This window comes from Halomonas sp. SpR8 (assembly GCF_031010195.1).
Taxonomy (GTDB): domain Bacteria; phylum Pseudomonadota; class Gammaproteobacteria; order Pseudomonadales; family Halomonadaceae; genus Vreelandella.
In genome coordinates, this window is record NZ_JAUAMC010000001.1 from 221,526 (window position 1) to 234,079 (window position 12,554).

The 12,554-nt window shown below is 55.6% G+C and carries 12 protein-coding genes; 11 read left to right on the forward strand and 1 reads right to left on the reverse strand.

The genetic code is table 11. From position 1 onward, the window contains the following. Positions 1-2 precede the first annotated feature (2 nt). The 8 genes from ribE (at position 3) to QT230_RS01060 (ending at position 9,590) form a co-directional block, all read left to right on the forward strand. Positions 3-491 carry a 6,7-dimethyl-8-ribityllumazine synthase gene (gene ribE, locus QT230_RS01025; RefSeq protein ID WP_308319629.1) on the forward strand — a complete coding sequence of 163 codons (489 nt, stop codon included), beginning with the start codon at positions 3-5 and terminating at the stop codon, positions 489-491. Continuing rightward, on the forward strand, positions 488-982 hold the full coding sequence (nusB, locus tag QT230_RS01030) for a transcription antitermination factor NusB (protein ID WP_308319630.1): 495 nt from the start codon (positions 488-490) through the stop codon (positions 980-982). The genes ribE and nusB overlap by 4 nt, the downstream gene beginning before the upstream one ends. Before the next feature lie 36 nt (positions 983-1,018). Continuing rightward, positions 1,019-2,020 carry a thiamine-phosphate kinase gene (gene thiL / locus QT230_RS01035; RefSeq protein ID WP_308319631.1) on the forward strand — a complete coding sequence of 334 codons (1,002 nt, stop codon included), beginning with the start codon at positions 1,019-1,021 and terminating at the stop codon, positions 2,018-2,020. Next, positions 2,017-2,490, forward strand: a complete 474-nt coding sequence (locus QT230_RS01040; protein ID WP_308319632.1) for a phosphatidylglycerophosphatase A — start codon at positions 2,017-2,019, stop codon at positions 2,488-2,490. Before thiL ends, QT230_RS01040 begins: the two co-directional genes overlap by 4 nt. Positions 2,491-2,581: 91 nt before the next feature. Continuing rightward, a complete protein-coding gene (locus QT230_RS01045; RefSeq protein ID WP_308319633.1) occupies positions 2,582-3,835 on the forward strand; it encodes a DUF945 family protein in 1,254 nt (417 codons plus the stop codon). 177 nt (positions 3,836-4,012) lie between these two features. Then, entirely contained in the window at positions 4,013-6,478 is a 2,466-nt protein-coding gene (gene lon / locus QT230_RS01050) for an endopeptidase La (protein WP_308319634.1), read from the forward strand. A gap of 155 nt (positions 6,479-6,633) precedes the next feature. Beyond that, positions 6,634-8,478 carry a dihydroxy-acid dehydratase gene (ilvD, locus tag QT230_RS01055; protein WP_308319635.1) on the forward strand — a complete coding sequence of 615 codons (1,845 nt, stop codon included), beginning with the start codon at positions 6,634-6,636 and terminating at the stop codon, positions 8,476-8,478. A 56-nt stretch (positions 8,479-8,534) separates the two neighbouring features. Continuing rightward, positions 8,535-9,590, forward strand: coding sequence for an oxidoreductase (locus tag QT230_RS01060; protein WP_308319636.1), 1,056 nt, complete (start codon positions 8,535-8,537; stop codon positions 9,588-9,590). A gap of 9 nt (positions 9,591-9,599) precedes the next feature. Here QT230_RS01060 and nudE read toward each other — a convergent pair whose 3' ends face one another. Beyond that, a complete protein-coding gene (gene nudE / locus QT230_RS01065; protein WP_308319637.1) occupies positions 9,600-10,220 on the reverse strand; it encodes an ADP compounds hydrolase NudE in 621 nt (206 codons plus the stop codon). Positions 10,221-10,297: 77 nt separating this feature from the next. Here nudE and yrfG point away from each other — a divergent pair, with 77 nt between their 5' ends. From yrfG to hslO, 3 genes are all read left to right on the forward strand, one after another. Beyond that, positions 10,298-10,990 (forward strand): GMP/IMP nucleotidase, encoded by a 693-nt coding sequence (gene yrfG / locus QT230_RS01070; protein ID WP_308319638.1) that lies wholly within the window; start codon positions 10,298-10,300, stop codon positions 10,988-10,990. Next, a complete protein-coding gene (locus QT230_RS01075) occupies positions 10,987-11,376 on the forward strand; it encodes a S4 domain-containing protein (RefSeq protein WP_308319639.1) in 390 nt (129 codons plus the stop codon). Before yrfG ends, QT230_RS01075 begins: the two co-directional genes overlap by 4 nt. Positions 11,377-11,446: 70 nt before the next feature. Then, positions 11,447-12,322, forward strand: coding sequence for an Hsp33 family molecular chaperone HslO (hslO, locus tag QT230_RS01080; RefSeq protein WP_308319640.1), 876 nt, complete (start codon positions 11,447-11,449; stop codon positions 12,320-12,322). Positions 12,323-12,554 lie beyond the last annotated feature (232 nt).

Sequence of the window (12,554 nt, forward strand, 5' to 3'; positions counted from 1 at the left end):
TGATGCAATCCCTCACTCAAGTTGAAGGTACGTTTGTTGATGTCGATGGCCGTTATGTCATCGTTGTGGGTCGTTTTAATCATCACGTGGTGGACAGCCTGGTAGAAGGTGCGGTCGACAGCTTGACCCGCCACGGCGTCGACGCCGAACATATTCACATTGTGCATGTGCCGGGCGCGTGGGAACTGCCGCTGGCGGTTAAGCGCGTGCTGAAGGTGATGAAGCCTGATGCGGTGATTGCGCTCGGCGCGGTAATTCGTGGTGGAACGCCGCACTTTGAGTACGTGGCAGGCGGCTGTAATACGGCGATTAATCACTTGCAACTTGAGTTTGATACCCCGGTTGCCAACGGCGTGCTAACCGTTGAAACGATCGAGCAAGCCATTGAGCGTGCAGGCACCAAAGCCGGTAATAAAGGCACCGAAGCCGCTATGGCGGCCATGGAAATGGTCTCTTTGCTACGCGCGCTGCCGGCAGGAGAGAGTCAATGAGCGAGCGTCAACCCTCTGCCGCGCAGCAAAGCCGCCATGCGGCGCGCGAATTAACCGTGCAGGGGCTTTATCAGTGGCAAATGACCGGCAAATCCATCACCACCATCGAAGCCGAGTTTCGTAGCCAAGTCGCTGATGACGATTTGGAAGATCACGAAAATTGGGTGAAGGTGATGGAAATTGCCGACAAGGCGCTATTTCACGAGCTGCTGCATAATACTGTGCGTTTCAAAGCGGAGCTGGATCGTGAAATCTCCCCCTTGTTAGACCGCCGCTTGGAAGATCTCGATGCGGTGGAGTTGGCGATCCTGCGGCTAGGCGCTTACGAGCTTTCCCGTCGCATGGAAGTACCCTATCGTGTAGTCATTAACGAAGGCGTTGAGCTGGCTAAGTCATTTGGCGCCACCGACGGCCATAAATACGTGAACGGCATTCTCGATAAGCTGGCGATTCGCCTGCGAAGTGCCGAGGTCAGCGCTCGTCGTCTCTGAACGCGAGCGGTATGGCGATGCGTTTAAGGGGCCTTTGTGCTTGCCGAATTTGATTTAATTCGACGCTATTTTATGTCGTCGCAGGAGGCGGCGGTCGCGTCTAATGGCGTCACACTAGGATGTGGAGACGACGCCACGCTACTGGTGCCAACCGCGGGCCATCACTTGGCCGTGAGCGTTGATACCTCTGTAGTGAATGTTCACTTTCCCCGCGAAGCTCCGGCGTTTGCGGTGGGCCACCGCGCGCTGGCGGTTGCGCTGAGCGATTTGGCGGCCATGGGCGCTGTCTCTCGTTGGTGTTTAATGGCGTTAACCTTTGACCAACGTCAATTTGCCGATGACGACGCGGCACACCTTTGGCTGGCTGACTACGCCCGTGGTTTTCATGCGCTTAGCCAGCAGCACGCTACAACGCTGGCGGGGGGCGATGTCACCTCCGGCGAACTGGCCATCGGTGTTACTGTCATGGGAGAAGTGCCAGTAGGCGAAGCACTCACTCGAGGTGGTGCACAGGCGGGTGATCTGCTGGCAGTCACCGGAGCATTAGGCGGCGGAGCAGGTGGTTTGGCACTCTGGAAAAAGGGCGAGCGCGACTTGGCGCATCCCTTGCTGCGGCGCTATTTATTACCGGAGCCACGTTTGGCGGCGGGGTTAGCTCTGCGGGGGTTGGCTTCTGCTGCCCTGGATATTTCTGACGGGCTACTGGCAGATCTGGCGCATCTTCGTGAGGCCTCCCAATTGGGGGCTGAGATCACGTTAGACGCGCTACCGCTAGCAGATGAGTTAGAAAGCACGCTAGGCCGACGAGCTGCTTTACAGGCGGCGCTTTCGGGGGGCGATGATTATGAGCTGCTAGTGACGTTAAACGCTGACAACCTAGCCAAGGCGCAACAGCACCTAGCGTCCTTGGGTTTGACGTTAACGGTTATTGGCCGCTGCCGTGAAGCACTGGGGGTAAGTGCTTCTGATCAGTGTGATCTCAGTGGCTATGTCAAAGGGTACGCTGGTTGGCAGCATTTTAGTGGGGAAGCGCCATGAATCGTGCACCAAAAAGTGTCTGGCGTCGCCCTACACATTTTTTTGCTTTTGGCTTGGGTAGCGGTGCTGTTCCTTGGGCGCCCGGTACCTTTGGCACGCTAGCTGCCATTCCGTTTTACTGGATAATGGCGGATCTGCCTCTAGGCTGGTATTTAAGTATTTGTTTTGTCGCTTTTGTTATCGGCGTTTGGCTATGTGATAAAACCTCCCACGACTTAGGCGTACACGACCACTCAGGTATCGTGTGGGATGAGTTTGTCGGCTATTGGTTGACCATGGCGGCGGTGCCTTTTTCATGGGAAGCTGCGTTATGGGGGTTCGTCGTATTCCGCATTTTCGATGTTTTTAAACCATGGCCAATACGCTGGGCTGATCGCCGAGTGGCAGGCGGCTTTGGAATTATGATCGATGATGTAATGGCCGGGGCCTACGCCTGGAGTACTATGCACCTGTGGTTTTGGCTGCACTAAATAGCTTAGCTTTGAAGTACTATTCAGGGTACTTTGTGAAGTACTATCAACTGATAGCTTCCTTCTAGTGCTTTGGCGTCAAGGAGACAGCATGCGCAAGGAACGTCTGATCGTGCCTACCCTGTCGATTATCGCCGTGGTATGGGTGGCAGCGCAGCTTCTCTCTAGCGTTTTGTTTGAACGCAGTTTGCGCCAAGCGCTAGAAGACCTGGAAGCGCGCGGAGAGTGGCGCGTCAGCCGTACTGAGAGCCGTCAAGGCTGGCTAAGTTCCCAAGGGAGGCTAATTCTTTCCCCGCTGCTGGGTCGCCCTTGGCGTCTTGAGCTGACCTATCGTGCGCGCCACGGTATTTTAAGCACGGATGTCGAAGGCACCGTATTGCCTCGCCTGGATACCGTGTTACAGCAAGCGGTCGGTGAAGTGACGGCCCCTTCTGTGCCACGCTGGCAAGGGCGCTACCACACTCTGAGTGGCCATAGTGAACTGCGTCTAGCGCTGGCTCCCTTTGTTATTCAACAGAATGGCCGCGAGTTAGCCGTTCGTGGAGGCCGACTACGTCTTGAAGGCGTGTTTGGCGATTGGCGATTGCGCGCTCTGTTGGATCAGTTAACGCTTACCGATGGCGTGGCCCAGCTTGCGCTAGGCCCCACCGAGCTTGAAAGCCGCTATACCTATACCGAAGGTGCTTACCACTTTTCCCAGCGCGATCACCTGCATATTGAAACGTTGCAACTAAGCTATCCCTCCTACGATTTACAGCTTTCACCCCTCGACCTAAACAGCCATATGGTGCTGGATGAAAGCGAGCTGCGCATCAAGGGTGATTTAGAAGTAGGTGATGTCTTGGTTCCCTCTGAGGCACCCGAAACACCGTTGCTCACTGGCAGAATTGAGATGGAGCTTTGGCGTTTAAACGCCGATGCGGTGCGCGATGCCATTCGCCGTCTACGCCAGGAAGCCTCGTGGGGCGACGCCAGTCTCCCCATGGCGGAAGGGCTGTTAGCACGCCTGGAGCCGGATTTACGCAACATACTCAGTGACTCGCCGCGTTTAGATGTCACTACAATTGCCATCGATAGCCCGCTGCTGGGGATCCGCTTAGATGCCGATGGCGTGCTATTTTTTGATGCTCGCCAGTTGGATGAGCTTAGCGTGGTGAATCTTGATAAACAAAAAGAGCAGGCCAAGTGGCTGGAGCGCATCGACGGCGACTTCACCTGGCGCGATGCGCCTACCGTGGCAGCACTATGGTTAGGGCTGCCGCTGGGCACCCGCGAGCTGCAGTTTGATGTTGTGCGCGGTGTATGGCGGGTTAATGGACGCCCTATGCCTGAACTGTGGCCTTAGATAGCAGCGCTCATTGTGGATTGAGCGAAGCCGTACAATCATCTTCTAAGTCTTGGACAACGCGCAGTTTAAACCGACTGTTCTACTCAAGAAGGGTTGAAGTTTTAGCGCACTGCCCGCATTCCATGAACAACGCTAGGCGGTTCTCGCCGCCGCTATTGGTTCATTGGAGGATGCATGAGCGACCAGGATTACGAACGCGATAATGATCACCTTGACTGGCAAACTGAAGATGAGCAGTCATCCTCACGCACTGCCGATGAACAGGGCAGCCAGGATTACCGCTCAGATGGCGAGCGGGTAAATTCGTTGGTGCCAGCCAGTGATACGCTGCCTGAACGCATCTATCTGCTGCCTATCCATAATCGTCCTTTTTTCCCCGCCCAGGTACAGCCACTGGTGGTTAACCGTGAGCGCTGGGAAGAGACCATGCGTCGCGTAAATAATACGCCGCACCACACGCTAGGCGTTGCCTTTGTGGGTGAGCAGGGCGTTAGTTCGCTTGACCACGAAGGTTTTCCTGAAATCGGCACCGCCGTCAAAGTGCATAAGCTAAAGGGCGAAGACGAGCAGATTCAGTTTATCGCTCAAGGTCTTCAGCGCTTCAAAATTACTCGCTGGCTCTCCAAGGAACCGCCATACCTGGTTGAAGTTACTTATCCCAAAGAGCCGGTAAAAGAAGAGAGTGAAGAGACTCGCGCCTACGCCATGGCGATTATTAACGGTATTAAAGAGCTGCTGCCGATTAATCCGCTGTATGGCGAAGAGCTCAAACACTACCTCAATCGATTTAGCCCCCATCAGCCGGGGCCACTGACAGATTTTGCCGCTGCCATTACCTCCGCTAAAGGCCCGGAGCTTCAAGATGTTTTGGCCACACTGTCGGTTGAAGAGCGGATGCAGAAAGTGCTGCCGCTGCTGCGTAAAGAGATCGATGTGGCGCTGCTCCAAGGTGAAATCAGTGAGCAGGTCAACGCACAGATGCAGGATCGCCAGCGCGAATTTTTCCTGCGCGAACAGCTCAAAGTCATCCAGCGTGAGTTAGGCATCTCCAAAGATGACCGTGAAAATGACGTCGATACCTTTAGAGCCCGGTTAGAATCGCTGGTTGTGCCCGAGCGTGTTCAATCGCGTATCGACGATGAACTGAATAAACTTAGCGTATTGGAAACCGGGTCGCCCGAGTACGGCACCACACGCAATTATCTTGATTGGCTTACCTCGCTGCCCTGGGGAGTGACCAGCCAGGATCAGTTGGATCTGTCCCATGCACGCCAAGTGCTGGATCGCGATCACGACGGCCTGAAAGACGTTAAAGAGCGCATTATCGAATTTCTTGCCGAGGGCACTTTTAAAGGCGACGTAGGCGGCTCGATTGTGCTGTTGGTAGGCCCGCCAGGGGTAGGTAAAACCTCTATTGGGCGTTCGATTGCCGAAGCTTTAGGACGCCAGTTTTACCGCTTTTCCGTCGGCGGTATGCGCGACGAAGCGGAAATTAAAGGCCACCGCCGTACCTATGTGGGCGCGATGCCCGGCAAGCTGGTACAAGCCTTTAAAGAGGTCGAGGTTGAAAACCCGGTGATTATGCTGGATGAGATCGACAAGCTAGGCCAGTCTTTCCAAGGCGATCCCGCTTCGGCGCTGCTGGAAGTGCTTGATCCTGAACAGAACGTTGACTTCCTTGATCACTACCTAGATGTGCGCATGGATCTCTCCAAAGTGCTGTTTATCTGCACTGCCAATACGCTGGACTCGATTCCTGGGCCGCTGCTGGATCGCATGGAGCAGATTCGCCTCTCCGGCTATATCGCCGAAGAAAAACTGGCGATTGCCAAGCATCACCTGTGGCCGAAGTTGCTCAAACGCGACAACCTTACCAAAAAACGTATTAGTCTATCCGATGCTGCCTTGAAGCAGGTGATAGAGGGCTACGCCCGGGAAGCCGGGGTGCGTCAGTTGGAGAAACAACTGCACCGCATTGTGCGCAAATCGGCCGTTAAACTGCTCGAAGAGGAGGCTGAGACAGTCAAGATCTCAGTTAAAAATCTAGAGGAGTTCTTGGGCGCACCGATTTTCCGTAAGGAAAAAGTGCTCACCGGTGAAGGGGTGGTCACAGGCTTAGCGTGGACATCCATGGGCGGGGCAACGCTGCCTATCGAAGCAGGCAAGGTACACTCGCTTGATCGCGGCTTTAAGCTGACCGGCAAGCTGGGCGATGTCATGCAGGAGTCGGCCAATATTGCTTACAGCTACACCCTTGGGCACTTGCAGGAGTATGGTGCTGACGCAGACTTCTTTGACTCGGCGTTTGTGCATCTGCACGTACCAGAGGGCGCTACCCCCAAAGATGGCCCCTCGGCTGGTGTCACCATGACCACCGCGCTGCTCTCGCTGGCCAAGCACCATGCGATCGATCGGCCACTGGCGATGACCGGCGAGCTCACCTTAACGGGCCAAGTGCTGCCGGTGGGCGGTATTCGTGAGAAGGTGATTGCCGCGCGGCGTAGTGATATTTTTGAATTAATCCTGCCCGACGCTAATAAGCGTGATTACGAAGAGCTGCCGGACTATCTAAAAGAGGGCATGACGGTGCACTTCGCCAAGCGTTACCGTGACGTAGCGGAGGTCGTATTTGGTCGCTGATTAGCGCTTTTTTATCGCCTTAGCACGCTCACGCTTTTCGCTCTGCATCTAGTCTCTACAAAACGCTCATGCCACAATTAAAGGCCGTTGGATTTATCCCAGTCCACGGCCTTTTATGCTGTGGGCTGATAAAAAAATAGAGAGTAGAGGATGCCATGCCAGAGTATCGTTCACGTACTACCACTGCTGGTCGCAATATGGCCGGCGCTCGCGCGCTGTGGCGCGCCACGGGTATGCAGGATGGAGACTTTCAAAAGCCGATTATTGCGGTCGCCAACTCTTTTACCCAGTTTGTGCCGGGCCATGTCCACTTAAAGGATATGGGCCAACTGGTCGCACGTGAGATTGAGAAAGCCGGTGGTGTGGCCAAAGAGTTTAATACCATCGCCGTGGACGATGGTATCGCCATGGGCCACGACGGCATGCTCTATTCGCTGCCCAGCCGCGATCTCATCGCTGACAGCGTCGAGTATATGTGCAACGCCCACTGTGCCGATGCGCTGGTGTGTATTTCCAACTGCGACAAAATCACCCCTGGAATGCTGATGGCTGCTCTGCGCCTCAATATTCCGGTTATCTTCGTTTCTGGCGGCCCCATGGAAGCAGGCAAAACCAAGCTGCTCAACCACGGGCTGGATCTCGTCGATGCCATGGTCATGGCTGCTGACGACAGCGTAGACGATGAGACCCTGGCAGAAGTGGAGCGTAGCGCCTGCCCCACCTGCGGCAGCTGTTCGGGGATGTTTACCGCCAACTCGATGAACTGTTTAACCGAGGCGTTGGGTCTAGCCTTGCCCGGCAACGGCACCGTGCTGGCGACCCACTCGGATCGCCGCCGTCTATTTGAAACCGCTGGTCATCGCATTGTTGAGCTGGCCAAACGCTATTACGAAGGTGAAGAAGCGCACCTGCTGCCCCGCGCCATTGCCTCCAAGGCGGCGTTTAAAAACGCCATGACCCTGGATATCGCCATGGGTGGCTCTACCAACACGATTCTGCACTTCCTGGCGGCGGCCCAGGAAGCCGAGGTGGACTTCACCATGGCGGATATCGACCGCCTCTCCCGTGAAGTGCCTCAGCTGTGCAAGGTTGCGCCCAATACCCAGAAGTACCATATCGAAGACGTTCACCGAGCCGGCGGTATTATGGCCATTCTAGGCGAGCTGGATCGTGCCGGGGTGCTGGATACATCGGTGCCCACCGTGTATGGCGATAGCCTCAAAGCCGCGCTGGATGAGTGGGATATCATGCGCTCGCCCAGTGCGGAGGTCGTTGAGTTTTTCAAAGCCGGGCCGGGGGGCGTTCCCACCCAAACAGCGTTCTCGCAAAGCGCCCGCTGGCCGAGCCTGGATGGCGATCGCGCTACCGGCTGTATTCGCGACCTTGAGCACGCCTTCTCCCAGCAGGGCGGTTTGGCCGTACTCTACGGCAATATCGCGCTGGATGGCTGCGTGGTCAAAACCGCTGGGGTCGACGACTCGATCCTGGTGTTTGAAGGCCCCGCCCATGTGGTGGAGTCCCAGGATCAGGCGGTCGCTGATGTACTAGCGGACAGGGTCAAAGCGGGCGATGTGGTCGTGATTCGCTATGAAGGTCCCAAAGGCGGCCCTGGTATGCAGGAGATGCTCTACCCGACGTCCTATCTCAAATCCAAGGGGTTGGGCAAAGGCTGTGCGCTGCTGACCGATGGGCGCTTCTCGGGGGGCACCTCCGGGCTCTCCATTGGTCATGTCTCTCCGGAAGCTGCGGCAGGTGGCGCGATTGGATTGATCGAGCAGGGCGACCTGATTCGTATCGATATCCCCAACCGGACGATCAACGTCCAACTGACGGATTCTGAGCTGGCGGCTCGCCGCGAGGCGATGGAAGCCAAAGGCATCACTGCCTGGAAACCCATCGAACAGCGCCCCCGCAAGATCACCCCAGCACTTAAGGCTTATGCCCTGCTGGCGACCTCTGCTGACAAAGGGGCGGTTCGAGATCTAAGCAAGCTCGACTGATACACTCAACTGATGTACGCAGCTTAAACCAGGAACAGGCCCAAGTAAGGAATCAAATGAAGGCGATTATTAACGTTGGATTAGTTGGCTACGGTTTCGCTAGCCAAACCTTCCACGCACCGCTGATCCAGGCCACGGAAGGCCTGGACTTGGTGGCCGTATCGTCGAGCGATGCTGCCAAGGTTGAGGCGTCTCTACCCAATGTTGAGGTTGAGAGCCAAGCGATGGCGCTATGCCAGCGCCCTGACATTGATCTGATTGTTATTCCAACCCCGAACGACACGCACTTTTCGCTCGCCAAGGCGGCCCTAACGGCGGGCAAGCACGTCGTGGTCGATAAGCCGTTCACAGTCACGCTGTCGGAAGGAAAGCTGCTCAAAAAGCTGGCGGATGATAAAGAGTGTCTGCTGTCGGTGTTCCACAATCGCCGTTGGGATAGCGACTTTCTGACCGTTAAAGATTTGCTGGAGGCGGGGACGTTAGGTCGGCTAGTCAATTTTGAGTCGCACTTTGATCGCTTTCGCCCCGAAGTTCGCGACCGCTGGCGCGAGAAGGCCACCCCCGGTGGCGGCATTTGGTACGACCTGGGGCCGCACCTGTTGGATCAGGCCTGCGAGCTGTTTGGTATGCCCCAAGCCATTTTGCTGGAGTTAGGCGCACTTCGCGATGGTGCCAAGGCGGATGATGACTTCCTGGCGCTGCTCGATTATGAAGGCTTTCGCGTTACTCTGGCAGCGGGCACGCTGGTTGCCGATCCAACCCCGCGCTTTAGGATTCATGGCACCCATGGCAGCTTTGTTAAGTACGGCTTAGACCCCCAAGAGGATCGCTTGAAAGCAGGCGAACTGCCGACCTCTCAATGGGGTGAAGATACGCAGCACGGCACTTTAATGCTGCGTGATGGAGAGGGGGAAAATGCGCCGCTGGTACGCCGTGAACTTCCAACCCTGCCGGGCGATTATCTGGCGTATTACCAAGGCATCGCCGCCGCTATCAGCGACAAAGCGCCGTTACCGGTAAGCGTCGACGACGCCCTGCGCTCCATGACCTTATTAGAAGCGGGGCTAGACAGCCACCGCCAACGGCGCTGGATCGCATTGAAAAATCATTGATGTGAATGATCACAGCAAATCCGTCGCGCTGTTGCGCTTCTCTTCGCGTAATCGGTCTCTGGCGATGTAGAGTGCGGCAATGGCGCGCGCCTCGTGAAAATCTTCGCGCAGCAGCAGGGAGGGGAGGTCTTCAATCGCGTGGGTCTCAACGATAAGCGGCTCGGGCTCATCGCCCGGCAGGCGCTTGGGGTAAAGGTCGGTGGCGAGCAGAACCTGCATGCGGTGGCGCATATAGTTAGGCGCTAACGAAAGTTCGACCAGCGGCTCAATGCGGTGCGCGCCAACTCCGCACTCCTCCATAAGCTCGCGATTAGCCGCGGTGATGATATCTTCACCAGGGTCGACTAACCCCTTTGGCAGCGTGAGCACATAATCTTCGAACCCTGCTGCGTACTCGCGAATCAGCAGTACGTGCTCGGGATCGGGCATTGCCACCATCATCACCGCACCGCGATCAGCACCGGTCAAACGCTCAAATTGGCGCTCTTCACCGTTAGAAAAACGTAAATCAAGTGACTCAATCTGAAACAAACGGCTTTGGGCCACACGCTGGCGAGCCAAAATTTGTGGCCTCTGCTGGTAACCCGGGCGGTTAACGCTAGCCTCTTCTTGCTGATCGAATGTAGACATAAACGAGGGCCTCCATGGCTGGAAAAAGGCGGTTAAGCTACAATAGCACGCTTACTCCTAATGTGACTGGAGCGGCAATGATTGATTGGCGCGAGATAGACACCGTCCTACTCGATATGGATGGCACGCTGCTGGATTTACACTTCGATAGCCACTTTTGGCTGGAGCACTTACCACAACGTTACCGTGAGTTGCACCAGTTAGATGAGGCCTCTCAAGAAGCGTTGCGCGCACGAATTATCGGCGAGCAGGGTACCTTGAACTGGTACAGCTTGGCTTACTGGAGCCGCGAGTTAGGTGTAGATATCGTGGCGCTGAAGCGCGAAGTTCAACATTTGATTGGCCTGCGCAGCGACGCGCTGGATTTTCTAAAGTGGCTTAAGAAAGCGCATCCGCGTGTCATTCTGGCCACCAACGCTGACCGAGCAAGCCTTGCATTAAAACTACCTCTTACCGGTTTAGAAAGCTACCTGGACGCCATCATCTCATCAGAAGATGTAGGTGCTGCCAAAGAGGAGCAGGCGTTCTGGTTTGCGCTGCAGGAGATCGAAGCGTTTGACCCCGCGCGCACGCTATTTATTGACGACAACCCCCGCGTGCTTGAAAGCGCCCGGGAGTTTGGTATCAAACATTTGTTAGGCATTAAACAGCCCGACAGCCGGCGCCCTGAAAAAGAGCTGCAGGAATTTATTGCCCTTGATCGATTTGCTCATTTGCTGCCTGAACAGTTTCCTGAGCCGCTGTCAGAAACTCAAGGAGAGCGCGAATGAGTGACAGCGTACGCTTGGATAAATGGCTATGGGCAGCGCGCTTTTTTAAGACCCGCGCGCTGGCTAAAAAGGCCATCGAGGGCGGGAAGGTGAATTACGACGGTGGCCGCGCTAAAACCAGCAAACAGGTGGAAGTCGGTGCACTTATTCGCGTGCCCCAGGGCTGGGAGATACTGGAGGTAGAGGTTTTATCGCTTTCGGATCAACGCCGCGGCGCGCCAGAGGCGCGCACGCTCTATGCGGAAACCGAAGAGAGCGTGCAGCGTCGTGCTAAAGAAGCCGAAGCCAGACGATTGACTAATGAGGCGATGCAGCACCCGCTCAAGCGCCCTGACAAAAAGCAGCGTCGCGACATTCAGCGTTTTCAGCGTAACCAGGGCGAGTAGCTCCACCTTATCTATCCTCACCTTTATCTAGCTCCAGTCACCGTCTTAATTAATATCAGGTTGTTAAATTATGTCCGATCAAATTCAACGCTTTATGTTCGATCACACCAATGTGCGTGGTGAAATCGTCACACTGGCTGCCGCCTATCACGACGTATTGGATCGCCACGCCTATCCGCCGGCGGTGAATGAGCTGCTGGGGGAGCTGCTAGCCGCCGTGGCGCTGCTCACCGATACGGTTAAATTGGATGGCACGCTGAGTATCGAAGTGCGGGGTCGCGGCGTGCTGTCGTTATTAATGGCTGAATCCAACCCAGGTGGCGAGCTGCGTGCCATCGCCCGTATAGCGGAAGACGCCGCGCTGCCTAGCGAGCACGCGACCTTCCGCGAGCTGGTCGGCGAAGGTCAAATTGTGATTACCCTCGACCCCCGCGAAGGTAATCGCTATCAAGGCATTGTGGCGCTGGATCAAGAATCCCTGGGCGGCTGCCTGGAAGCCTATTTCAGTCAGTCCGAGCAGCTACCGACCCGTCTATGGCTGGCGGCCGATGAGAAGCGTGCGGGCGGGCTATTGCTACAGCGACTGCCTGAAGAGTCACAGAACCAGGATGTCGATGCCTGGGACCGCAGCGTACAGCTAGCGGATACGATTAAAACAGAGGAACTACTGGGGCTTGAGCAGCGCGAAGTGCTTCACCGTCTCTACCATGAAGAAACCGTGCGTGTCTTTGAACCCAAAGCCCTGCGTTTTGGCTGTACCTGTTCTCGGGAGCGCATGAGCTATGCGCTGCACTCGCTAGGCAAAGAAGAACTGCGTGATATTTTGCACGAGCAAGGGGCGATTGATACACAATGTCACTTTTGCCACACGAAATATCACTACACAGCGGCGGATATTGAAACTTTATTGGACGACCCCGAGGCACCGTCACCAACGATTCATTAAGTGTGTAGTCGAGGGGGCTCAGCGGTAGCTTTAAAGTCGCTTTCAATAGTGCCAGTAGATTCAACCCATTCAGCACGTTTTAAAAACGAACGTTTGAATCTATACTGCGGCGCAACACAAAATATAGTGCTTTTGTAGTAGTTTAACTACAAGATATTTGATCTTCGCCCCCGTTTCACGGGGGCTTTCTTTTTGCCATAATGCGCCGGACTTCAGCGTACCCAGCCGATTA